Annotated in this window: 17 protein-coding genes and 1 pseudogene; 5 read left to right on the forward strand and 13 right to left on the reverse strand. The window is 70.1% G+C overall.

Going from position 1 to position 22,883, the window contains the following annotated elements; translation table 11 throughout:
- Positions 1-31 precede the first annotated feature (31 nt).
- The 12 genes from pgi to uvrC all read right to left on the reverse strand — a co-directional run bounded on the left by pgi (position 32) and on the right by uvrC (position 15,660).
- Entirely contained in the window at positions 32-1,684 is a 1,653-nt protein-coding gene (gene pgi, locus ACFZBT_RS36190; protein ID WP_391113200.1) for a glucose-6-phosphate isomerase, read from the reverse strand.
- 68 nt (positions 1,685-1,752) lie between these two features.
- A complete protein-coding gene (locus ACFZBT_RS36195; protein WP_391113203.1) occupies positions 1,753-3,021 on the reverse strand; it encodes an MFS transporter in 1,269 nt (422 codons plus the stop codon).
- 133 nt (positions 3,022-3,154) lie between these two features.
- Positions 3,155-3,490 carry an RNA polymerase-binding protein RbpA gene (locus tag ACFZBT_RS36200; RefSeq protein WP_003976875.1) on the reverse strand — a complete coding sequence of 112 codons (336 nt, stop codon included), beginning with the start codon at positions 3,488-3,490 and terminating at the stop codon, positions 3,155-3,157.
- 207 nt (positions 3,491-3,697) lie between these two features.
- Positions 3,698-3,928, reverse strand: coding sequence for a preprotein translocase subunit SecG (gene secG / locus ACFZBT_RS36205; protein WP_030852761.1), 231 nt, complete (start codon positions 3,926-3,928; stop codon positions 3,698-3,700).
- A 101-nt stretch (positions 3,929-4,029) separates the two neighbouring features.
- Complete coding sequence (gene tpiA / locus ACFZBT_RS36210) at positions 4,030-4,806, reverse strand: triose-phosphate isomerase (protein WP_391113206.1); 777 nt, start codon at positions 4,804-4,806, stop codon at positions 4,030-4,032.
- A 5-nt stretch (positions 4,807-4,811) separates the two neighbouring features.
- Positions 4,812-6,023: a phosphoglycerate kinase gene (locus ACFZBT_RS36215; protein WP_391113209.1), complete on the reverse strand. Its 1,212-nt coding sequence runs from the start codon at positions 6,021-6,023 to the stop codon at positions 4,812-4,814.
- A gap of 142 nt (positions 6,024-6,165) precedes the next feature.
- Complete coding sequence (gene gap, locus ACFZBT_RS36220; protein ID WP_391113212.1) at positions 6,166-7,176, reverse strand: type I glyceraldehyde-3-phosphate dehydrogenase; 1,011 nt, start codon at positions 7,174-7,176, stop codon at positions 6,166-6,168.
- A gap of 250 nt (positions 7,177-7,426) precedes the next feature.
- Positions 7,427-10,381, reverse strand: coding sequence for a M14 family zinc carboxypeptidase (locus tag ACFZBT_RS36225; protein ID WP_391113215.1), 2,955 nt, complete (start codon positions 10,379-10,381; stop codon positions 7,427-7,429).
- A gap of 152 nt (positions 10,382-10,533) precedes the next feature.
- On the reverse strand, positions 10,534-11,523 hold the full coding sequence (whiA, locus tag ACFZBT_RS36230) for a DNA-binding protein WhiA (RefSeq protein ID WP_391113218.1): 990 nt from the start codon (positions 11,521-11,523) through the stop codon (positions 10,534-10,536).
- Positions 11,514-12,593 carry a uridine diphosphate-N-acetylglucosamine-binding protein YvcK gene (gene yvcK, locus ACFZBT_RS36235; RefSeq protein ID WP_391113221.1) on the reverse strand — a complete coding sequence of 360 codons (1,080 nt, stop codon included), beginning with the start codon at positions 12,591-12,593 and terminating at the stop codon, positions 11,514-11,516. The genes whiA and yvcK overlap by 10 nt, the downstream gene beginning before the upstream one ends.
- Positions 12,590-13,549, reverse strand: a complete 960-nt coding sequence (gene rapZ / locus ACFZBT_RS36240; protein ID WP_391113224.1) for an RNase adapter RapZ — start codon at positions 13,547-13,549, stop codon at positions 12,590-12,592. Before rapZ ends, yvcK begins: the two co-directional genes overlap by 4 nt.
- Positions 13,546-15,660, reverse strand: a complete 2,115-nt coding sequence (gene uvrC, locus ACFZBT_RS36245) for an excinuclease ABC subunit UvrC (protein WP_391113227.1) — start codon at positions 15,658-15,660, stop codon at positions 13,546-13,548. The genes rapZ and uvrC overlap by 4 nt, the downstream gene beginning before the upstream one ends.
- Before the next feature lie 256 nt (positions 15,661-15,916).
- Between uvrC and ACFZBT_RS36250 the strand changes: the two genes are divergently transcribed.
- The 5 genes and pseudogenes from ACFZBT_RS36250 to ACFZBT_RS36270 all read left to right on the forward strand — a co-directional run.
- On the forward strand, positions 15,917-16,078 hold the full coding sequence (locus tag ACFZBT_RS36250) for a hypothetical protein (RefSeq protein WP_391113229.1): 162 nt from the start codon (positions 15,917-15,919) through the stop codon (positions 16,076-16,078).
- 169 nt (positions 16,079-16,247) lie between these two features.
- The gene (locus ACFZBT_RS36255; RefSeq protein WP_391113232.1) at positions 16,248-17,195 is read left to right on the forward strand and encodes a hypothetical protein; all 948 of its coding nucleotides are present in this window, start codon (positions 16,248-16,250) and stop codon (positions 17,193-17,195) included.
- Positions 17,196-17,375: 180 nt separating this feature from the next.
- On the forward strand, positions 17,376-18,452 hold the full coding sequence (locus ACFZBT_RS36260; protein ID WP_391113235.1) for a substrate-binding domain-containing protein: 1,077 nt from the start codon (positions 17,376-17,378) through the stop codon (positions 18,450-18,452).
- Positions 18,449-19,357 carry a PfkB family carbohydrate kinase gene (locus ACFZBT_RS36265; protein ID WP_391113238.1) on the forward strand — a complete coding sequence of 303 codons (909 nt, stop codon included), beginning with the start codon at positions 18,449-18,451 and terminating at the stop codon, positions 19,355-19,357. Before ACFZBT_RS36260 ends, ACFZBT_RS36265 begins: the two co-directional genes overlap by 4 nt.
- Before the next feature lie 25 nt (positions 19,358-19,382).
- Positions 19,383-19,667: pseudogene (locus tag ACFZBT_RS36270) on the forward strand (YceI family protein); the annotation flags it as partial.
- An 85-nt stretch (positions 19,668-19,752) separates the two neighbouring features.
- Here ACFZBT_RS36270 and uvrA read toward each other — a convergent pair.
- Positions 19,753-22,743 (reverse strand): excinuclease ABC subunit UvrA, encoded by a 2,991-nt coding sequence (gene uvrA, locus ACFZBT_RS36275; RefSeq protein WP_391113242.1) that lies wholly within the window; start codon positions 22,741-22,743, stop codon positions 19,753-19,755.
- Positions 22,744-22,883 lie beyond the last annotated feature (140 nt).

Here is a 22,883-nt window from a genome sequence, read left to right on the forward strand (position 1 = left end):
CGGGCGCTGCGGGTGCCCGTCGGGCTGGTCGTCACTCCCTGCCGCGCAGCTCCCGGTAGGTGGCGACCAGGGCCTCGGTGGAGGCGTCCAGGCCCTCGACCTCGGCGCCCTCGGTCAGCGCGGGCTCGACGCGCTTGGCGAGGACCTTGCCCAGCTCCACTCCCCACTGGTCGAAGGAGTCGATGTTCCATACCGCGCCCTGCACGAACACCTTGTGCTCGTAGAGTGCGACCAGCTGGCCGAGGACCGACGGGGTCAACTCGGGCGCCAGGATCGTGGTCGTCGGGTGGTCGCCCTGGAACGTCTTGTGCGGCACCAGCTCCTCCGGCACACCCTCGGCCCGCACCTCCTGCGGCGTCTTGCCGAAGGCCAGCGCCTGCGTCTGGGCGAAGAAGTTGGCCATCAGCAGATCGTGCTGCGCCTTGAGCTCCTCACTCAGCTCGGCGATGGGCCGTGCGAAGCCGATGAAGTCCGCCGGGATCAGCTTCGTGCCCTGATGGATGAGCTGGTAGTAGGCGTGCTGCCCATTGGTGCCCGGCGTTCCCCACACCACCGGCCCCGTCTGCCACTGGACAGGATGCCCGTCGCGGTCCACCGACTTGCCGTTGGACTCCATGTCGAGCTGCTGGAGGTAGGCGGTGAACTTCGACAGATAGTGGCTGTAGGGCAGCACCGCGTGCGACTGGGCGTCGTGGAAGTTGCCGTACCAGATACCGAGCAGACCCATCAGCAACGGCGCGTTGGCCTCGGCGGGCGCGGTCCGGAAGTGCTCGTCGACGATCCGGAAGCCGTCGAGCATCTCCCGGAAGCGGTCCGGCCCGATGGCGATCATCAGGGCCAGGCCGATCGCGGAGTCGTACGAGTAACGCCCGCCGACCCAGTCCCAGAACTCGAACATGTTGGCCGTGTCGATGCCGAACCCGGCGACCTTCTCGGCGTTCGTCGACAGGGCGACGAAGTGCTTGGCGACGGCGGCCTCGTCACCGAGCGCGGCCAGCAGCCATCCGCGGGCGGACGTGGCGTTGGTGACCGTCTCGATGGTGGTGAAGGTCTTGGAGGCGACGACGAACAGCGTCTCCGCCGGGTCCAGATCCCTGACCGCCTCGTGCAGGTCGGAGCCGTCCACGTTCGACACGAAGCGGAACGTCATCGAGCGGTCCGTGTAGGCGCGCAGCACCTCGTACGCCATCGCGGGGCCGAGGTCGGAACCGCCGATGCCGATGTTGACGACGTTGCGGATGCGCTTGCCGGTGTGGCCGGTCCACTCCCCGGAACGGACGCGGTCGGCGAAGCCCTCCATCCTGTCGAGCACCGCGTGCACAGCCGGCACCACGTTCTCGCCGTCGGCCTCGATCATCGCGTCCCGCGGCGCCCGCAGCGCGGTGTGCAGCACGGACCTGTCCTCGGTGCTGTTGATCTTCTGCCCGTGGAACATGGCGTCGCGGAGCCCGAAGACGTCGGTGGCGGCGGCCAGTTCCCGCAGCAGTCGCAGCGTGTCATCGGTGACGAGGTGCTTGGAGTAGTCGACGTACAGGTCGCCGACCCGGAGGGCGTACGCGGTGCCGCGGCCGGGCTCGGCGGCGAACAGCTCGCGCAGCCCGACCTCGCCCAGCTCCTCACGGTGCTTGGCCAGTGCCGTCCACTCGGGCGTCTGGTTGAGCCTGGTACGGCCGTCTGCGTTCATCTCGGACTTCAGCCTTCTTTCCTGTCCTGCCTGCGTACCTTGCCCCGCTGCCGGACCAACCTAATTGATCAGCGCGTGGCGTCGGTGGTCGTGGCCCCGTCGTCCGGTTCGACAACAGATACGTTCGCGTGGAGCGTGGGTATCAGCGCGATCACGGCCAGGAGGAAGAACGCGGCGGTGAGCAGGGGCGGGGTGTTCGGGCCCCAGGCGGTGGCGACGGCTCCGCCCAGCAAAGCCCCGAGGGGTACGCCGGCGAAGGCCAGGGTACGGAAGGCCGAGCTGACCCGGCCCAGGAGCCCGGCGGGGCTGCGTTCCTGCATCAGCGTCGTCGTGTTGACGTTCCACACCATGCCCATGAGCCCGAAGACCGCCAGCATCACCACCAGCACGGGCAGGCTGCGCACGGAGCCCATGACGACGAGGGCCGCGGTCTGCACCGATCCGGCGAGCAGCACCGACCGCTGCCGGCCGAGCCGCGCCACCAGCCGGCTGTTCACCACTCCCCCGGCCAGGCTGCCCAGAGTGAAGGCGGTGCCCGCCGCCGCGTAGCCCGCGGGGCCCGCCTCCAGCCAGTCGGTGACGAGGACGACGAGCAGGGCGAGCAAGGTGCCCATGCCGATGTTGCACAAGGCCGTGGCCGCGCACAGGCCGCGCAGGGCGCGGTCGCGCCACAGGGTGCGCAGTCCCTGCGCGATCTCACCGCGCAGGGTGCTGCCCGCCCGCCTCGGCTCACGGTCGGTCCCGGCGGCCGGCAGTGTGGCGATCAGCGCGGCCGCCGCCAGGAAGGTCACCGCGTCGGCCGCGAAGGGCACGGCGGCCCCCGCCGCCAGCAGCAGCGGCACGACCGGCCCGCCCAGCAGGCCGCCCGCGACGCGCTGGCCGGTCATCAGCCGGGCGTTGGCACTGCCGAGCGCGTCCCGGTCCACCAGGGCGGGCAGCAGCGCGGTCGCGGCGTTGTCGAAGAGGGTCTGGAGGGTGGTGAGGGCGACGGCCAGCACGATGAGCAGGCCGATCGAGGCGTGACCGAGCGCCACGGCCACGGCGAAGCCGGCGACCAGCAGGCCGCGTAACGCGTCCGCCATCCACATGGCGCGCCGCTGGTCCACGCGGTCGGCGACGGCCCCGCCGAGCAGTCCGAACACGATCCAGGGCAGATAGCCGCAGGCCGTGACGGAGGCGATGAGCAGCGGCTCATCGGTCAGTGTGACCGCAAGCAGGGGCAGCGCGGCCGTACGCAGCGCGTCACCGAAGCTGGACAGCACGGCAGCGCTCCACAGCCGTCCGAAACCCCCGCGCCACGTGGGCGCGCCCACGCTCCCCACCTCGACCGTCGCCACTGTTCCCCCTCACGGTTCGCCCCGATGCACAAACCGTAGAGGGCACCACTGACAATCGGTCCGCGAGCGGGCCGGCGGCGGGCTCGGAAACCAGCTCCGGCCGGGCACCTGCTGGTGTCCGGCCGGTCAAGTCTCAGATCTCGCCCCGCAGTTTGGCGAGCGCCTCGGCGAGGATCGCCTCGCCGTCCGCGTCGCTGCGCCGCTCCCGTACATACGCCAGGTGCGTCTTGTAGGGCTCGGTGCGCGGCGGGTCCGGGGGGTTGTCCCGGTCCTGGCCGGCCGGGAATCCGCAGCGGGGACAGTCCCAGGTTTCGGGCACCTGCGCGTCGCTGGCGAAGCTCGGCTGGGTCTCGTGTCCGTTGGAGCACCAGAAGGAGATGCGCAGCCGCGGCGCGGACTCGCCGCGCTCGGCCTCGCCCATCGGCCCCGCCCCGACCCGGCTTCCCCGGATCGCGTTGCCACTTGCCACGGTCGTAACTCCCTGCGTGATGGTGCCGCGAAGCGAGTCGGCGTTCCGCTTCGCTGCGAGCGCCTCAGTCTACGTAAGGCCCAACGCGCGTCCAGTGATTGGAGTTACAACCCTCACACGAAGACGCAAGCCCCATGATAGGCCGCGCTCAGCTGCGCGTACCGAACATGGGGCCTTGCGTACGAGTTCGTGCGAAGTGCGTCTCGGTCAGTTGTTCACCTTCATCAGGATGCCGAGCACGACAATGCACGCGAACCAGGCCAGACCGACCACGACGGTGATCCGGTCAAGGTTGCGCTCGGCGACCGAGGAGCCGCCGACGGAGGACTGCATGCCGCCACCGAACATGTCGGAGAGGCCGCCGCCCTTCCCCTTGTGCATCAGCACCAGCAGCATCAGCAGCAGGCTGAAGACGATCAGGGCGATCGAGAACCCCATAACCACGGCTGGACCAACTTCCTCGGATTCTGACGGACGACGCGGGGCCCAGCACAAGGCTGGACCCCGCAAGGGTACGACGTTACGCCGCTACCGCATACTCACTGGTCGCGGAACCGCACGATCTTGACGAACTCGTCGGCGTCCAGCGAGGCGCCGCCGACCAGGGCGCCGTCGATGTCGGCCTGGGCCATGATCTCGGCGACGTTGCCCGCCTTGACCGAGCCGCCGTACTGGATGCGGACCTGGTCGGCCAGGTCCTGCGAGTACAGCTCGGCGATCTTGCCGCGGATCGCCGAGCAGACCTCCTGGGCGTCCCCGGCTCCGCAGACCTTGCCGGTGCCGATGGCCCAGACGGGCTCGTAGGCGATCACGATGGTCTCGGCCTGCTCGGCGGGGAGGTCCTTCAGACCGCCCTCGACCTGGGCAAGGGTGTGGGAGACGTGGTTGCCCGCCTCCCGGACCTCCAGCTCCTCACCGACGCACAGGATGGGCGTCAGGCCGTGCTTGTAGGCGGCCTTGACCTTGGCGTTCACCAGCTCGTCGGTCTCGGCGTGGTACTGGCGCCGCTCGCTGTGGCCGATCGCGACGTACGAGCACTTCAGCTTGGCCAGCATCGGGCCGGAGATCTCGCCGGTGAAGGCACCGCCGTCGTGCGCCGAGATATCCTGGGCGCCGTACTTGATCTTGAGCTTGTCGCCGTCGACCAGGGTCTGCACGGAGCGCAGGTCGGTGAAGGGCGGCAGGACGGCGACCTCGACGGCCTCGTAGTCCTTGTCGGCCAGGGCGAAGGCGAGCTTCTGGACGTGGGCGATGGCCTCGAGGTGGTTGAGGTTCATCTTCCAGTTGCCCGCCATCAGCGGCGTGCGCGCGGTCATGTGGGTCAGTCCTCCAGTGCGGCGAGGCCGGGGAGCGTCTTGCCCTCGAGGTATTCGAGGGAGGCGCCGCCACCGGTCGAGATGTGGCCGAATGCCGTCTCGTCGAAGCCCAGGGTGCGCACGGCGGCGGCGGAGTCGCCACCGCCGACCACGGTGAAGCCCTTGGATTCGACGAGGGCCTGGGCGACCGCCTTGGTGCCCTCGGCGTAGTCGGGGTGCTCGAAGACGCCCATGGGTCCGTTCCAGAAGACGGTGGCGGCGTCGGCGAGCTTGGACGCGTACAGCTTGCAGGTCTCGGGCCCGTTGTCGAGGCCCATCCGGTCGGCCGGGATGGCGTCCGCGGCGACGGTCGTGGGGTTGGCCGGGGCCTTGGTCTTCAGGTCCGGGAACTCGGTCGCGACGAGGATGTCCACCGGCAGGACCAGCTCGACGCCGGTCCTCTCGGCCCGCTCCATGTACTCCTGGACGGCGGGGATCTGGTCCTCCTGAAGGAGGGAGATGCCGACCTCGTAGCCCTTGGCCTTGAGGAAGGTGTAAGCCATCCCGCCGCCGATGAGGATGCGGTCGGCCTTGCCGAGCAGCTCGTCGATGACGGCGAGCTTGTCGGAGACCTTGGCCCCGCCGAGCGCGACGACGTACGGCCGCTGGACCTCGTCGGTGAGCTTCTTGAGGACGCCGACCTCGGTCGCGATGAGGTAGCCGGCGTAGTGCGGCAGCCGGGCCGGGAGGTCGTACACGGAGGCGTGCTTGCGGTGCACGGCTCCGAAACCGTCGCCGACGTATACGTCGGCGAGGGCGGCGAGCCGGTCGGCGAAGGCGCCGCGCTCGGCGTCGTCCTTGCTCGTCTCGCCGGCGTTGAAGCGCAGGTTCTCGATGACGGCGACCTGGCCGTCGGTCAGGGCGGCGACTGCGGCCTGGGCGGACTCGCCGACCGTGTCGGCCGCGAAGGCCACCTCGGCGCCCAGGAGCTCACCGAGGCGCGCGGCGGCGGGGGCGAGGGAGAAGGCCGGGTCCGGGGCGCCCTTGGGGCGGCCCAGGTGGGAGGCGACGACCACGCGGGCGCCCGCCTCGGCGAGGGCCTTGACCGTGGGCAGCACGGCGCGGATACGGCCGTCGTCGGTGATCGACGTGCCGTCCAGCGGCACGTTCAGGTCCGCGCGGACGAAGACCCGCTTGCCCGCGACCCCTTCGGCGAGGAGTTCGTCGATCGTCTTCATGAGGGGACTCCTGAAAGAGCTCGTGATCGCTCGTAAGCGCTCGTGATCGAACAGCTCTGATCTGTACGTGCGTCAGGGCTCGGGCAGCGCGTCCTCGCGCCGCCCGAGCCCTGCACTCACATGGTCGTGCCTGCTTGGTCGATCAGAGCTGGTTGCCGACGAAGACCGTAAGGTCGACGAGGCGGTTGGAGTAGCCCCACTCGTTGTCGTACCAGCCGAGGATCTTCACCGAGTTGCCCTCCTGGACCATGGTCAGGGAGGCGTCGAAGGTGCAGGAGGCCGGGTCGCTGACGATGTCCGAGGAGACGATCTGGTCCTCGGTGTAGGCCAGGTAGCCCTTGAGGTCGCCGTCCTCGGACGCCTTCTTGAACGCGGCGTTGACCTCGTCCTTGGTGACCTCGCGCTGGAGCGTCACGACCAGGTCGGTGGCCGAGCCGGTCGGGACCGGGACACGCATCGCGATGCCGTCGAGCTTGCCCTTGAGCTGCGGCAGGACCAGCGCGGTGGCCTTCGCGGCACCCGTGGTGGTCGGGATGATGTTCTCGGCGGCGGCGCGGGCGCGACGCAGGTCCGAGTGCGGGAAGTCCAGGATGCGCTGGTCGTTGGTGTACGCGTGGACCGTCGTCATCAGGCCCTTGACGATGCCGAAGTTCTCGTCGAGGACCTTGGCCATCGGCGCCACACAGTTCGTGGTGCAGGAGGCGTTGGAGATGACGTGGTGGTTCGCCGGGTCGTACTTGTCCTGGTTGACACCCATCACGATGGTGATGTCCTCTTCCTTGGCCGGAGCCGAGATGAGGACCTTCTTGGCACCGCCGGTGAGGTGCTTGGCGGCGTCGGCCTTCTTCGTGAAGATGCCGGTGGACTCGATGACGATGTCGACGCCCAGCTCGCCCCACGGGATGTCGGCGGGGTTGCGCTCGGAGAGCACCTTGATGGTGTGGCCGTCGACCGTGATCGTGTCCGCGGTGTGCGACACCTCTGCCTTCAGGCGGCCCAGGATGGTGTCGTACTTGAGCAGATGAGCGGTGGTCGCGGTGTCACCCAGGTCGTTGACAGCCACGATTTCGATGTCCGCGCCCTGCTCGAGCAGTGCACGGAAGTAGTTGCGGCCGATGCGGCCGAAGCCGTTGATGCCTACGCGGATCGTCACGAACCGATCTCCTCGTTGGTACGCCGGCCATGAAGAGCCGGCGAGCTCTGTTTGGGATGTCCCCGACCGCCTACGACCCTACCTCCCTGAGCCCCAGGTGGTGACATCCAGATGCCCCATACACGGCAGGGCGGTCCGTACCCGCCAGTAGGGGTACGGACCGCCCACCGCTGAGATCAAGATCACTCGATTTCGCTATACGGAGCGCATCCCTGTTGACCAGGGACGTCACCCTTTCAGGGCAGGAAGGTCACCCGTCCAGGGAAGCGAGCGCCTTCCTCATCAGAGCCGTACGGTCGGCCGCCGCGGCGACGTGTTCGAGGCCGAAGCCCAGCAGCACGGTGTCGTCCGTGCTGACCGCGCCGAATGTCTGGAACAGCGCCCCGGTGCGCGTCCAGTTCTTGAGGACGGCCGGGCTGCCCGCGGGCGGGCCGGCCGTCTTCCAGGCGCCGAGGGAGGTCTCGAAGCCCTCGGTCTCCTTCGCCGTGCCGCCGACGACGAGCGAGGCGTCGTCGGCGAGGACTCCGTGTCCGCCGGTGCCCGGGTCGGTGACGTAGCTGATCGACAGCTCGACCGTCTTGCCGGCGTAGGCGCTCAGGTCGAAGTTCACCTGCTGCCAGCCATTGGAGGCGCCGGTGAGGCTGTGCCACTGGCCTGAGCTGCCGGACGCGGTGCAGCCGCCGTCCGTGAGGGTGAGGTAGTGCTTCAGCCAGGGGTGCCCATTGACGTAGTAGCCGGCCGCGCACTCCTCCGGCACGGTGGCCTTGGTGGCGCCGCCCGCCTCGGGCAGGGTCGTCCAGTCGTCGGCGCCGGTGGTGTGGGCCTCGACAAGGACGTGGTCGTACCCGGGCTCGGTGTCCCACAGCAACTGGCTGCGCAGCGTGGGCTTGTCGGCGGCCGTGGTGCCGGTGAGGTCCACGGTGCGGGTGAGGCGCTTGTAGCCGTCATTGGTGTGGACGGCCGCCGCCATGGAGGAGCCCGCGTACGGGCCGTACGGGTTCACCGTGCCGGCGAACTGCCCCGCGCCCTCGCTCGCGAACTGCGGGTATGTGTCGGCGGGCAGTTCGCCGGAGGTGACCGCGTAGGTGCCCGCCTTGTCCAGCGGGTTGCCGGGGGCGCCTGCGAGCGTGCCCGTGAAGCCGCCGAGCCTGCCGGAGCCGGTGAAGCCGGTCGCCCCTGGGGTGGAGGTGCGGCTGTAGGCACCCAGGTAGTACTGACTGAAGTCGTTCGACAGGGTGCCGCCGCCGAGGTCGACGCTGCCGCCGGCCTGCTCGCCCGCCTCGATCAGCCGGCCGCCCTCGTTGAGGAAGGCCCGCAGCTGGAGCTGGGTGGCGACGCCCGGGGCGCCCGCGCCCGTGTAGTGGACGACGGTGTCGTAGTGGCTCAGCACGCCGAGCGCGTCGGGCGCGCCCTGCTGGGCGACGTCCCAGACGACCGCCTTGCGGCCGTTGGCCTTGAGCGCGGCGACGTAGCTCTGCGCCTGGGTGGCGGTAGCGCCTTCCTCGGCGACCACGAGGGTGTTCGCCCTGGGCAGCTCGGCCACGGTGTAGGTGAAGCGCTTGCTGGAGACCGGCCTGCCGTTCTTCGTCTCCCCGGTGAACCACACCTCGACCTTGTCGCCCGGGTCGCCGTCCTTGACCTTCGCCCGGTACTCGTCGAAGTAGAGGTTGTCCTCACCGCCGTACGTCTCGCCGCCCTTCCAGGGCTTGAGCGCCATGTCCTCGGTGCGGCCGCCGTTGACGCGGTACCTCAGCTCCTTGTCGCGCAGGGACTTGCGTGCGACGACGGAGATCTCCTGGTCGGCGCCGCGCGAGTACGACGTGGAGAAGGCGGCCGGGGTGAAGTCGGCGGCGCTCATGCCGACCGAGGAGGACGGCCGGTCGGGGTGGGCGGCCGACTCGGCGACGGAGAGCGCGAACGGGACGTTCTTGGCGAACTCCTGCTGGATCAGCTTCTCGTCGTCCGGGAAGGTGAAGACCGACCGGCAGTCGGACGCCTTCCACTCGTCGTTCGGGTCGACGTTCGAGGCGGTCGCGCAGGTCGACATCTCGGGGGTGAACATCGCCAGGCCGTTGACGTTCGCCGCGTGGCCGTCGGCCTCGCCGTTCGTCGTGTACAGCTCGGAGGAGACCTGCGGGTGGTAGCCGGGTACCGCCGGGTTCTCGGGCGTGCCGGCGAGTGCCTTGTACAGGACGTCGTCCGGGGTCTCGGTGGCCACCTGCCAGCCGACTCCGTAGAGGATGAGTTCGGCGGCGGAGTGGTAGTTGATGCCGTACGTGAAGCCGATCCGCTTCTGGAAGGCGTCCAGGGCCTTGGTCTCCGGCTCGGAGCCCGGGCTCGCGCCACGGTAGGTCTCGCTGGTGGGGTTGGGGGACGAGCCCTCGTCGTCGTAGCCCCACTTGTAGGTGAAGTTGCGGTTGAGGTCGACGCCGTCGCCGGTGCCGATGACGCCGTCGCCGTTGTTGTCCCGCAGGTTCTTGCGCCACATGCGGTTGTCGTCGCTCTTGAAGGTGTGGTCGTAGCCGTCGGGGTTGGCCGACAGGAGGAACCACAGCTCGGTGGAGTCGACGATCTTCTTGACGCGCTTGTCCGTCTTGTACTTGTCCAGGTAATGGTGCATCAGGCGCCGGGTCATCTCCGGCGTGATCCACTCGCGCGCGTGCTGGTTGGACATGTAGAGGACGGAGGGCTTGGAGCCGTCCTTCGTCTTCTTCGCGTTCTTGGTGAGCTTCAGGGCGAGGATGTCCTGGCCGTTCACCGTCCTGCCGATGGAGACGACCTTGGTGATGCCGGGGTGCCGCTGCGCGGCGCGGAGGATCTCCTCCTTCAGGCCGCCCCCTCCGCTGTACGGGCGGAACACGCCCTCGGCGGCGTTCTTGACGCGCTTCTCGGCACCTGCGGAGACTTTGTGCTCGGTGAGGCCGACGCCCTGCTTGCGCAGCTTCGTCGCCTGCTGGTCGGTGAGATAGACCTCGACGGTTCCCGTGCCCTTCTCGGGCACCTGCTCGCCGAGTTCGTGGCCGTCCTGGCCGGCCGCCAGCAGCAGGGGTACCTGCTTCTGGGTGACCTCGGCCCGGAAGACCTTGACTTCGTCCGCGTCGGACGGGGCCGAACTTCCCGGTTGTGCCTGGGCGATGGGTGCGATGCTCGCTCCGCCGATCAGGAGCGCGCCGACAGCGAGGATCGATCTCGCTCTTCGTCTCATGAACCCCCCTTGCGTGGGTTCGCCACAGCAGCGAACAGATGCCAGGCTCATGACAGTCCATGATCGAGTCAAGGGTGCCTCAGCGACACGCGAAAGCCGGTGCCGGTCACCCAAGTGGGCGCCGGGCACCGGCTGATTGACGGACTGTGAGATCAGCCGACGAGGTTGTCGGCGAGGTCGTCCGCGAGGTTGGACTCCGTGCCCGGGATGCCGAGGTCGGAGGCGCGCTTGTCGGCCATGGCCAGCAGGCGGCGGATCCGGCCGGCGACGGCGTCCTTGGTCAGCGGCGGGTCGGCGAGCGCGCCCAGCTCCTCCAGGGAGGCCTGCTTGTGCTCCATGCGCAGCCGGCCGGCGGCGGCGAGGTGCTCGGGGACGTCGTCGGCGAGGATCTCCAGGGCGCGCTGCACCCGGGCACCGGCGGCGACGGCCGCACGGGCCGAGCGGCGCAGGTTGGCGTCGTCGAAGTTGGCGAGCCGGTTCGCCGTGGCCCGCACCTCGCGGCGCATCCGGCGCTCCTCCCAGGCCAGCACCGACTCATGGGCACCGAGCCGGGTCAGCAGGGCGCCGATGGCGTCTCCGTCACGGACGACGACCCGGTCCACGCCGCGCACCTCACGGGCCTTGGCGCCGATGTGCAAGCGGCGGGCGGCACCGACCAGCGCGAGCGCGGCCTCGGGACCCGGGCAGGTCACCTCCAGGGAGGAGGAGCGGCCGGGCTCGGTGAGCGAGCCGTGCGCCAGGAACGCGCCACGCCAGGCGGCCTCGGCGTCGCAGGTGGCACCCGAGACCACCTGCGGGGGCAGGCCGCGGATCGGGCGGCCGCGCCCGTCGACCAGGCCGGTCTGGCGGGCCAGCTGGTCCCCACCGGCGATGACGCGCACGACGTAGCGGGAGCCGCGGCGCAGTCCGCCGGGTGCCATCACGATCAGTTCGGAGCTGTGGCCGAAGATCTCCAGGATGTCCCGCTTCAGCCGGCGGGCCGCCATCGCCGTGTCCAGCTCCGCCTCGATCACGATCCGACCGCTCACCAGGTGGAGGCCGCCGGCGAACCGCAGCATGGCGGAGACCTCCGCCTTTCTGCAGCAGGTCCGGGTGACGGGGAGCCGGGAGATCTCGTCCTTCACCGCTGCCGTCATCGCCATGGGCCGATCCTTCCATGCATCCGAAAAATACGGTCGTACGCGGCGGCCAACAGCTCCGGGTCGTGCCTCGGGGTCCCGTCGGGTCTGGCCACCGGCGCCAGCTCGACCGCGGCCCCGAAGCGCTTGGCGGCGTCGGTCAGGGAGTCACGGTCGGGCACGGCGGCCTCGTCGGCCAGCACCACGTCCAGGGCGAGTTTAGGGGCGTGTCGTCCCAAAACCTCCAAATGACGCTGCGGGGAGAAGCCCTCGGTTTCTCCGGGCTGCGGGGCGAGGTTCAGGGAGAGTACCCGGCGTGCCTTGGTCTGCGTGAGCGCGTCCAGCAGCTCGGGCACGAGCAGGTGCGGGATGACCGAGGAGAACCAGGAGCCGGGGCCGAGCACCACCCAGTCGGCGTCCAGGACGGCCTCGACCGCCTCGGGTACGGCGGGCGGGTCGTGCGGCACGACGTGCACGGACTGCACCTCGCCCGGGGTGAGGGCGACGGTGGCCTGCCCGCGGACCGTGTCGACCTCCTCCGGGCGCTCCGGGTCGTGGCCCTTGACCAGGGCCTGGAGCTCCAGCGGGACGGCGGACATGGGCAGCACACGCCCCTGGGCACCCAGCAGGCGCCCGACCAGGTCGAGGGCTTGCACATGATCGCCGAGCTGCTCCCACAGGGCGACGATCAGCAGGTTGCCGACCGCGTGCTCGTGCAGGTCGCCCTGGGACTGGAAACGGTGCTGGATGACCCGGGCCCAGGTCTGGCCCCAGTCGTCGTCACCGCACAGCGCGGCCAGCGCCTTGCGCAGGTCGCCGGGCGGCAGCACGCCCAGCTCGTCGCGGAGCCGGCCGCTGGAGCCGCCGTCGTCGGCCACGGTGACGACGGCGGTGAGATCGCCGGTGATGCGGCGCAGCGCTGCCAGCGAGGCGGACAGACCCATGCCGCCACCAAGGGCGACGACCTTGGGCTGAGCGCCCCTGCGGCGTGGTCTGCCGCCCCGGGCCTCGGCGGGCCGGCCGGCCCGTGCGTCGGTGGAGCCGTCGGGCACCACCCGGCGCAGCCGGCTCAGCCGCGGAGTACGTCGTGTCATTCGCGTCCCATGTCCCGGTGTACGACCACTGTCTCCACGCCCTCGGACGCGAGCCGGGCGGCGAGCTTCTCCGACATGGCGACCGAGCGGTGCTTGCCACCCGTGCAGCCCACGGCGATGGTCACGTAGCGCTTGCCCTCACGGCGGTAGCCGGTGGCGACGAGCTGGAGGAGCTCCGTGTACCGGTCGAGGAACTCCTTGGCTCCGGGCTGGTTGAAGACGTACCCGGAGACCTCCTCGTTGAGGCCCGTGAACGGGCGCAGCTCCGGGACCCAGTGCGGGTTCGGCAGGAAGCGGCAGTCGACGACGAGGTCGGCGTCGACCGGCAGGCCGTACTTGTAGCCGAAGGACATCACCGTGGCCCGCAGCTCCGGCTCCTCCTCGCCCGCGAACTGGGCGTCCATCTTGGCCCGCAGCTCGTGCACGTTCAGGCTGGAGGTGTCGATCACCAGGTCGGCGTCGCCGCGCAGCTCGCGCAGCAGTTCCCGCTCGGCGTCGATGCCGTCGACGATCCGGCCGTCGCCCTGGAGGGGGTGCGGGCGGCGGACCGACTCGAAGCGGCGCACCAGGGCATCGTCGGAGGACTCCAGGAAGACGATCCTCCGGGTGACGTTCTTCGCCTCCAGGTCGGCGAGGGACTCGCGGAGGTTGTCGAAGAAGCGGCGGCCGCGGACGTCGACGACGACGGCGATCCGGGCCACGTTGCCCTGGGAGCGGGCGCCGAGCTCCACCATGGTGGGGATCAGCGCGGGCGGCAGGTTGTCGACGACGAACCAGCCGAGGTCCTCCAGACACTTCGCGGCCGTCGAGCGGCCCGCCCCGGACATGCCGGAGATGATCACCAGCTCGGGGATGGCCGCCTCCGGGACCGGGGCCTTGTCGTTGGGCGTGCCCGTGCTCACCTGTGCTCCGTCTCCGGCTTGCCGTTCTTGCCCGTCGTGCTCGTTCACGTTCATGTCTCCTGCCCCCGTCGTTCGTCCGGGGCTCCCATCGTCACGGGTTCCCCACTGGCACCCATGGTGCCGGGTTCCGCGCCGGCATCCGTGCCGGGTTCCTCTTCCATGATCTCTCCAGTCGCCGTGTTGACGGCGGGTGCGGCCGGGGCCGCCTGGGCGAGGGCCGCCGCGATGGTCTCGGCGGTCTTCCGGCCTATGCCGGGAACCTCGCAGATCTGGTCGATCGTGGCGGATCGCAATTTCTTCAACGAACCGAAGTGTTTCAGGAGTGCCTGCTTCCGCGTGTCCCCGAGTCCCGGCACGTCGTCCAGGGGGCTGGAGCGGAAGCGCTTGGCCCGCTTCGCGCGCTGGTAGGTGATCGCGAACCGGTGGGCCTCGTCACGGACCCGCTGGAGCAGGTAGAGGCCCTCGCTGGTGCGGGGCAGGACCACCGGGTCGTCGTCGCCGGGCAGCCAGACCTCCTCCAGGCGCTTGGCGAGGCCGCACACGGCGATGTCGTCGATACCGAGCTCGTCCAGGGCCCGCCGGGCGGCCGCGACCTGGGGGGCGCCGCCGTCGACGACGACGAGCTGGGGCGGGTAGGCGAACTTCTTGGGGCGGCCGTCGTCCTCGGTGAGGCCGGGCCCGACGATCTCGCCGTTGCTGTTGATCTCAGGGGTGTTGTCCTCGGGGGTGTCCGCGCCCTCGCCGTCGGTCCACTCGCCCGTCTTCTCCTTCTCGGCGAGGTAGCGCCGGAAGCGGCGGGTGATCACCTCGTGCATGGAGCGGACGTCGTCCTGCCCGGCGAAGCCCTTGATCTGGAAGCGCCGGTACTCGCTCTTGCGGGCGAGGCCGTCCTCGAAGACGACCATGGACGCCACGACGTCGTCGCCCTGGAGGTGGGAGATGTCGTAGCACTCGATCCGCAGTGGGGCGCTGTCGAGGTCGAGGGCGTCGGCGATCTCCTCCAGGGCACGCGAGCGCGTGGTCAGGTCGGAGGCGCGCTTGGTCTTGTGCAGGACGAGCGCCTGCTGCGCGTTGCGCTGGACCGTCTCCATGAGGGCCTTCTTGTCGCCGCGCTGCGGGATGCGCAGGGAGACGATCGAGCCGCGCCGCCCGGTGAGCCACTCCTGGACGGGCTCCACGGGGTCGGGCAGGGCCGGGACCAGGACCTCTTTGGGGACGGCGTCGCCGGTCTCCTCGCCGTAGAGCTGCTGCAGGGCGTGCTCCACGAGGGCGCCGGTGGTGATCTCCTCCACCTTGTCGGTGACCCAGCCGCGCTGGCCGCGCACGCGTCCGCCGCGTACGTGGAAGATCTGGACGGCCGCCTCCAGCTCGTCCTCGGCGACCGCGATCAGGTCGGCGTCGGTCGCGTCGGCGAGCACGACCGCGCTCTTCTCCATGGCCTTCTTCAGGGCCCCGATGTCGTCGCGCAGCCGGGCCGCCCGCTCGTACTCCATCTCGTCGGCCGCTTCCACCATCTGCTTCTCCAGGCGGCGGATGTAGGTGTTCGTGCGGCCGGTCATGAAGTCGCAGAACTCGTCGGCCAGTTCGCGGTGCTCCTCGGCGGAGACCCGGTCCACGCAGGGGGCCGAGCACTTGCCGATGTAGCCGAGGAGGCAGGGGCGGCCGGTGCGGGCGGCGTTCTTGAAGACACCGGCCGAGCACGTGCGCACGGGGAAGACGCGCAGGAGCAGATCGACCGTGTCGCGGATCGCCCACGCGTGCCCGTACGGCCCGAAGTAGCGGACGCCCTTCTTCTTGTGACCGCGCATCACCTGCACGCGCGGGTACTCCTCGTTCATCGTCACCGCGAGGTACGGGTAGCTCTTGTCGTCGCGGTACTTGACGTTGAACCGGGGGTCGTACTCCTTGATCCAGGAGTACTCCAGCTGGAGCGCCTCGACCTCCGTGGACACCACCGTCCACTCCACGGACGCGGCCGTGGTGACCATGGTCCGGGTGCGCGGGTGCATTCCGGCCACGTCCTGGAAGTAGTTCGCCAGGCGCTGGCGCAGGCTCTTCGCCTTTCCGACGTAGATCACCCGGCGGTGCTCGTCGCGGAACCTGTAGACCCCCGGCGTGTCGGGGATCTCACCCGGTTTGGGGCGGTAGCTGGAGGGGTCGGCCATGTCTCACACCCTACTGGCGAGCACCGACAGTCCGACGGGAGCGCGGGGCACGATCACGGGCTTGGCGGGTGGCAGTTTCCAACGGCATGTCCCGCTGCGGGGATTACGGCGGGCCGGTAGCGGGAATGCAGGCTTCCCACGGGGACACGGCGGCGTCCGGCGGACGAGGGCCGTGTCGGTGCAGGCACAGGTTGTCAGTGCGGACCGGCCGCTTCCCCCACGGAGCGGGCGGGCCACGGGTCGGAGGGCTGCGCAGATGAAGCAGATGCGGATCGAGAAATCCCGGCGGACGGTCCGTGCCCGCCGGTACGCGGACGAGCCGTTCGCGCTGCGCGACGCCCTGGACCCGCGCGACCCCGACATAGTGCGGGCCAAGCGTCTCGCCCTCGAGGAACAGGGCGGCAACGACCGCTCCTAGAGACTCACCGTCTGCCGCGAACGCCCGGGGTGCAAGCCGCCCCGGGCGTTCGCATGTCCGGCCGGGCGTACATCACTGTCCGGCATCAGGTGTTGTCGGGACCAGGTCAACACGCTTCAATGCGGTGGAACTCGGGGCAGCCGTTGCCGACTCACAGAGAGGCCCCTGCATGCCGCACGCCACACAGCACGCGGATGTCGCCAGCGCGGACCTGGACTCGGCCCTGCGAGGCGGCCCCTTCCACGTCGCCCTGCGTGCGGCGATCGCGGCCCGCGGGCTGCCACTGCAACGCGTGCAGCACCATCTGTCCCGCCACGGCGTGAAGGTCGGTGTCACGAGCCTGAGTTACTGGCAGCAGGGGGCCAGGCGTCCCCAGCGCCCCGAGTCGCTGCGAGCCGTCCGTGCGCTCGAAGAGATCCTGGAGCTTCCCGAGGAGTCGCTGATCAGACTGCTCGCCGAGTCCGACGCCGGCGCGTCCGGGCAGCGGTCCGCGGCCCGGTCGTATCGATCCCTCGTGGAGGCCTCCGGGGCCCTGGACCAGCTGCTGGCCGAGCTGGACTGCCCGCCGGACGGGGGCCTGCACACCCTCGGGCACCACGAGCGGCTGCGGATCGGCGCGCGGCGTGAACTGGCCGAACGGGAGTCGCACCACATCGTGCGCGCCCACCGGGACGGCATCGACCGCTTCGTCGCCGTCCATCACGGTGACCGTGGGGCCTCGCCGGAGCACATGCGGGTGCACGCCCTGGAGAACTGCCGTACGGGGCGTGTCCGTTGGCACCGCGACACCGGCATGCTCGCCGCCGAGCTGCTCTTCGACATCCGGCTGCGGGCCGGGGACACGTTCCTCTTCCGCTACGGCGTCGAGGACGGGACGGCGGACGAGGCGCGCGAGTACGTCCGCGGTTTCGACGTCCCCGGCGGTCAGTACGCGCTCCAGGTGTGCTTCGACGCGGCGGCCCTGCCGGTGCGCTGCCACCGGTTCGCGCAGCACTCGGCGGCGGCACCGCGCAGTGGCTGCCAGGACCTGGCGCTGAGCGGACGGCACCGGTCGGTGCACGTGGTCGAGCCGCGCGTACGGGCCGGGTTCCTGGGGATCGGCTGGGACTGGGAGTAGGCGTCACGACGGCGGGTCCGGGTCCGGGTCCGGAGGCCTGTGGACGCGGTCTCCCAGGCTCGGCCCTGGGACTGGTCCGGCGTGTCCGGCGGCCACGTAAACGTTTGCGCAAGCGTTTACGTCCGCCGACGGATGCGATACGTTCCCCGCCGGGCCACCTGCAGCGGAGGAGGGAACGGCATGGCGACCATGGCCGACGTCGCGCGGAGCGCCGGTGTCTCCGTGGCGACCGTCTCCCACGTGCTGAACGGCACCCGGCCGGTGCTGCCGCACACCCGGCAGGCGGTCCTGGACGCCGTGGAGGAGCTCGGTTACACCACGAACACGCTGGCCCGCTCCCTGGTGACCTCCCGCACCCGTTCCATCGGGCTGGCGGTGTCGGCGATCAGCAACCCGTACTTCACGGAGATCCTCCAAGGCGTCGAGGCCGGTGCCCTGGAACACGGCTACAGCCTGCTGATCGCCGATCCGCACGACGACCCGGAGCACGAGCGCAAGGTCGTCCGGCTGCTGCACGAGCGCCGGGTGGACGGCATGATCGTCGCGCCCTCTGCGGATCCGCGCGGGCTGCTCGCCTACCTGGAGCGGCACGACGTACCGGCGGTGTTCCTCGACCGGCTGGTCGACGCCCCGGCGGACGGCGGTCCGCGTTTCGACCAGGTGTGCGCCGACAACGCCGAACCGACGTCCCGGCTGGTCACTCATCTCGCCGTCCTCGGCCACCGGCGGATCGGGCTGGTCGCCGGACGGCCCGGGTTCAGCACCACGAGCGAGCGGATCACCGGCTACCGGACCGGTCTCGCCTTCGCGGGACTGCCGTACGACGAACGGCTCCTGGTGCACGGCGACTCGGAGACGGCCGGTGGCGAAGAGGCAGCCGCGGCCCTGCTGTCGCTCGCCGTGCCGCCCACCGCGATGATCACCGGCAACAACGCCATGACCATCGGGGCGCTGCGTGCCCTGCGTGCCGGCGGCCTGTCCGTGCCGGGTGACATCGCGCTCTGCTGTTTCGACGACTTCGCCTGGGCGGATCTGTTCTCGCCCCGGCTCACCGCGATCGCGCAGCCCAGCAAGGAGATCGGCGCCCGGGCCGTACGTGTGCTCCTGGAGCGTCTCGCCGAGCCGGACCGGCCGGCGCGGACGGTGCGGCTCCCCTCCGCCTTCGTCCATCGCACCTCGTGCGGCTGCCCCGAGGAGTCCGGGCAGCCCGTCCGGTTCGAGCAGTCCGCACAGCCCGAGAGAGGAACCGTCGCATGATCGTCGTCGCCGGTGAGGCACTGATCGACCTGGTACCGCGGGGCGCGGGTGCGCTGGCGGCGCTGCAGCCGGCGCTCGGCGGCGGCCCGTACAACACGGCCGTCGCGCTGGGCCGCCTCGGCTCCCCCGCCGCCTTCTGCTCCCGGGTGTCGTACGACGCCTTCGGGGAGGCGCTGCTGGACCGGCTGCGGGAGACCGGGGTCGGCGTGTCGTCGGTGCAGCGCGGCGCCGAGCCGACGACCCTCGCCGTCGCCACGGTCGGTGTGGACGGCTCGGCGGCGTACTCCTTCTATGTGGACGGGACGGCGGACCGGTTGTTCGCGGCGCCCTCCGCGCTGCCGCCGGGCACCCGTGCGGTCTCTTTCGGGACCTGTTCGCTGGTGCTGGAGCCCGGGGCGAGCGCATACGAGGAGCTGATGCGTTCGGCGGCCGCGCAGGGCGTTCTCACCGCACTGGACCCGAACATCAGGGCCGGGCTGATCCCGGACGCGGACGCCTACCGGGCGCGGTTCAAGAGCTGGCTGCCGTCGGTGTCGCTGCTGAAGCTGTCCGCCGAGGACGCCCAGTGGCTCGGCGGCACGCCCCAGGAGTGGCTGGCGGCCGGCCCGGCAGCGGTAGTGATCACCCGGGGCGGCGACGGGCTGACCGTCTTCACCGCCGACGGCGGCGAGTACTCCGTGCCGGGCGAGCGGGTGGAGGTCGTGGACACGATCGGCGCCGGCGACACGGTCAATGCGGCGCTGCTGCACGGGCTCGCGGTACGCGACGCCCTCAGCGAGCGGGCCTTGGCCGCACTGGGGTCCGACGGCTGGACGGAACTGCTGGGCTTCGCGGCCCGCGCCGCGGCGGTCACCTGCTCTCGGGCAGGGGCGGAGCCGCCGTACCCGCACGAGCTGGACGGCTGAATCCGCTCAGCCGGCTCGACGTCGAAAGCGCCCGACGATGACGTACCGCTCGACGCGGATGTCGGGTGAGGGTGCGGACTGGACGATGGAGAGCGAGCTGACGATCGGCGGGGTGACCCGGCCGGTGACGCCGGTCGTGGAGTTCGGCGGGCTGGTCGAGGTGCCCATGGACGGCAGCCGGCACGCCTGGTTCGAGGCGACGGGTGAGATCCGGCGCGGCGAGTCCGGGCTCGACTTCGCTCCGGGGCTGCTCGGGGAAGTGGTGAAGATCCCGCTCGACACGCAGTTCGTGGGGCCGAGGAACGGCTGAACGACTCAAGCACAGCCGAGGCGCTGTGCCCCGCGGGAGATCGTCACCGATGATCCCGTGGGCGCACAGCGCCTCGGCGCGGTCCTCAGCTCTTGCTGGTCCGCGTCGTCTTCTTCGCGGCGGTCTTCGTCGCGGTCTTCTTCGCCCTGGCCTGCGCCGGGACCGTCTTCTTGGCCGCCGTCTTCTTCGCCGCCGCCTTGCGCGGCGCCTTCACCGAGGACGCGTCGCTGATGCGGTCGGCGCCGAGGACCTCCCTGAGGAACTTGCCGGTGTGGCTGGTCGGGACACCGGCGACCTGCTCGGGCGTGCCCTCCGCGACAACCAGGCCGCCGCCCGCACCGCCCTCGGGGCCCATGTCGACGATCCAGTCGGCGGTCTTGATCACGTCGAGGTTGTGCTCGATGACGATGACCGTGTTGCCCTTGTCGACCAGTCCGGACAGGACCGTCAGCAGCTTGCTGATGTCCTCGAAGTGCAGTCCGGTGGTCGGCTCGTCGAGGACGTAGACCGTACGGCCGGTGGAGCGGCGCTGGAGCTCGCTGGCGAGCTTGACGCGCTGGGCCTCGCCGCCGGACAGGGTGGTCGCGGACTGGCCGAGCCGGACGTAGCCGAGGCCGACGTCCTTCAGGGTCTTCATGTGGCGGGAGATCGCGGGGACCGCCTCGAAGAACTCCGTGGCCTCCTCGATCGGCATGTTCAGGACGTCGGCGATGGACTTGCCCTTGTAGTGGACCTCCAGGGTCTCCCGGTTGTACCGGGCGCCGTGGCAGACCTCGCACGGGACGTACACGTCCGGGAGGAAGTTCATCTCGATCTTGATGGTGCCGTCGCCCGAGCAGTTCTCGCAGCGGCCGCCCTTGACGTTGAAGGAGAAGCGGCCGGGCAGATAACCGCGGACCTTCGCCTCGGTGGTCTCGGCGAACAGCTTGCGGATGTGGTCGAAGACGCCGGTGTAGGTGGCCGGGTTGGAGCGCGGGGTGCGGCCGATGGGCGACTGGTCGACGTGCACGACCTTGTCGACCAGGTCGTCGCCGTCCACGCGCGTGTGCCGACCGGGTACGTTCCTCGCGCCGTTCAGCTCGCGGGCCAGGTGCGTGTACAGGATGTCGTTGACCAGGGTCGACTTGCCGGAGCCGGACACGCCGGTGACGGCGGTGAGCACACCCAGCGGGAAGGACACGTCGATGTCCTGGAGGTTGTTCTCCCGGGCGCCGTGCACGGTGAGCTGCCGGGACGGGTCCAGCGGGCGCCGGATGTCGGGCAGCGGGATGGCCTTCTTGCCGGACAGGTACTGACCGGTCTGCGACTCGGCGTTGGCGAGCAGTTCCTTCAGGGAGCCGCTGTGCACGACCTTGCCGCCGTGCTCACCGGCGCCGGGGCCGATGTCGACGATCCAGTCGGCGGTCTTGATGGTGTCCTCGTCGTGCTCGACGACGATGAGCGTGTTGCCCATGTCGCGCAGCCGGACCAGGGTCTCGATCAGGCGGTGGTTGTCGCGCTGGTGCAGACCGATGGACGGCTCGTCGAGGACGTACAGGACGCCGACCAGGCCGGAGCCGATCTGGGTGGCCAGGCGGATGCGCTGGGCCTCGCCGCCGGAGAGGGTGCCGGCCGCGCGGTTCAGCGAGAGGTAGTCCAGGCCGACGTCGACCAGGAACCGCAGCCGTTCGTTGACCTCCTTCAGCACGCGCTCGGCGATCTTCTTGTCGCGGGCGGTGAGCTTCAGTTCGCCCAGGAAGTCCGCGCAGTCGCTGATCGACATCGCGGAGACCTCGGCGATGGACTTGTCCATGATCGTGACCGCGAGGACGATCGGCTTCAGGCGTGTGCCCTCACAGGTGGGGCAGGGCACCTCGCGCATATAGCCCTCGAAGCGCTCACGGCTGGAGTCGCTCTCGGCCTCGCTGTGCCGGCGCTTGACGAAGGGGATGGCGCCCTCGAAAGCCGTGGTGTACCGGCGCTCGCGCCCGTAGCGGTTGCGGTAGCGGACCTCGACCTGGGTCTTGTGGCCGTGGAGCAGGGCCTTCTTGGCGCGCTGCGGCAGGCCCGCGAAGGGGATGTCCGTACGGAAGCCCAGCGCGTCGGCCAAGGCGCCGATGAGGCGGCCGAAGTAGTCCTTGGTGTGGCCGTGCGACCAGGGGTGGATGGCGCCTTCGTCGAGGCTCTTGTCCTCGTCCGGGACGATCAGCTCCGCGTCGACCTCCATGCGCGTGCCGATGCCGGAGCAGTCCGGGCAGGCGCCGAAGGGCGAGTTGAAGGAGAAGGAACGGGGCTCCAGCTCCTCGAAGGAAAGGTCGTCGTACGGGCAGTACAGGTGCTCCGAGTACATGCGCTCGCGCTCGGGGTCGTCCTCGGGGAGGTCGACGAAGTCGAGCACGACCATGCCGCCGGACAGGCCGAGGGCGGTCTCCACGGAGTCGGTGAGACGGCGCTTGGCGCCCTCCTTGACCGTGAGGCGGTCGACGACCACCTCGATGGTGTGCTTCTCCTGCTTCTTCAGCGTGGGCGGGTTCGAGAGCTGGATGGTCTCGCCGTCCACCCGCGCGCGTGAGTAGCCCTTGGTCTGGAGCTCGGCGAAGAGATCGACGAACTCGCCCTTGCGCTCGCGCACCAGTGGCGAGAGCACCTGGAAGCGGCTGCCCTCGGGCAGCTCCAGGACCTTGTCGACGATGGCCTGCGGCGACTGGCGGGAGATCGGGCGGCTGCACTCGGGGCAGTGCGGCTTGCCGATGCGTGCGAAGAGCAGCCGCAGGTAGTCGTAGACCTCGGTGATGGTGCCGACCGTGGAGCGCGGGTTGCGCGAGGTCGACTTCTGGTCGATGGAGACCGCCGGGGAGAGGCCCTCGATGAAGTCGACGTCCGGCTTGTCCATCTGGCCGAGGAACTGCCGGGCGTAGGAGGAGAGCGACTCCACGTAGCGCCGCTGCCCCTCGGCGAAGATGGTGTCGAAGGCCAGCGAGGACTTGCCCGACCCCGACAGGCCCGTGAAGACGATGAGCGAGTCGCGCGGGAGGTCGAGCGAGACGTTCTTGAGGTTGTGCTCGCGCGCTCCACGAACGATGAGACGGTCGGCCACGCCGGTCCGCACCTTTCTTGAGAGAAGTGACAGGGGCGGGGCCCCCGTCTTTTCTCAGACTAGGGGGAGCCACTGACAACGCCGGGCGGATTCACGGGTTGCCAACAAACCCCGGCTCTCCAGCATGCCCGACGCCACGT

Source organism: Streptomyces sp. NPDC008137, from assembly GCF_042957035.1.
Classification (GTDB): Bacteria; Actinomycetota; Actinomycetes; order Streptomycetales; family Streptomycetaceae; genus Streptomyces.

Bases quoted from the DNA above. Each gene is read 5' to 3' on its own strand.
- pgi (WP_391113200.1), bottom strand. From the start codon at position 1,684: ATGAACGCAGACGGCCGTACCAGGCTCAACCAGACGCCCGAGTGGACG.
- secG (WP_030852761.1), bottom strand. From the start codon at position 3,928: ATGGGGTTCTCGATCGCCCTGATCGTCTTCAGCCTGCTGCTGATGCTG.
- tpiA (WP_391113206.1), bottom strand. From the start codon at position 4,806: ATGACCGCGCGCACGCCGCTGATGGCGGGCAACTGGAAGATGAACCTC.
- ACFZBT_RS36215 (WP_391113209.1), bottom strand. From the start codon at position 6,023: ATGAAGACGATCGACGAACTCCTCGCCGAAGGGGTCGCGGGCAAGCGG.
- ACFZBT_RS36225 (WP_391113215.1), bottom strand. From the start codon at position 10,381: ATGAGACGAAGAGCGAGATCGATCCTCGCTGTCGGCGCGCTCCTGATC.
- whiA (WP_391113218.1), bottom strand. From the start codon at position 11,523: ATGGCGATGACGGCAGCGGTGAAGGACGAGATCTCCCGGCTCCCCGTC.
- yvcK (WP_391113221.1), bottom strand. From the start codon at position 12,593: ATGACACGACGTACTCCGCGGCTGAGCCGGCTGCGCCGGGTGGTGCCC.
- rapZ (WP_391113224.1), bottom strand. From the start codon at position 13,549: ATGAACGTGAACGAGCACGACGGGCAAGAACGGCAAGCCGGAGACGGA.
- uvrC (WP_391113227.1), bottom strand. From the start codon at position 15,660: ATGGCCGACCCCTCCAGCTACCGCCCCAAACCGGGTGAGATCCCCGAC.
- ACFZBT_RS36250 (WP_391113229.1), top strand. From the start codon at position 15,917: ATGAAGCAGATGCGGATCGAGAAATCCCGGCGGACGGTCCGTGCCCGC.
- ACFZBT_RS36255 (WP_391113232.1), top strand. From the start codon at position 16,248: ATGCCGCACGCCACACAGCACGCGGATGTCGCCAGCGCGGACCTGGAC.
- ACFZBT_RS36260 (WP_391113235.1), top strand. From the start codon at position 17,376: ATGGCGACCATGGCCGACGTCGCGCGGAGCGCCGGTGTCTCCGTGGCG.
- ACFZBT_RS36265 (WP_391113238.1), top strand. From the start codon at position 18,449: ATGATCGTCGTCGCCGGTGAGGCACTGATCGACCTGGTACCGCGGGGC.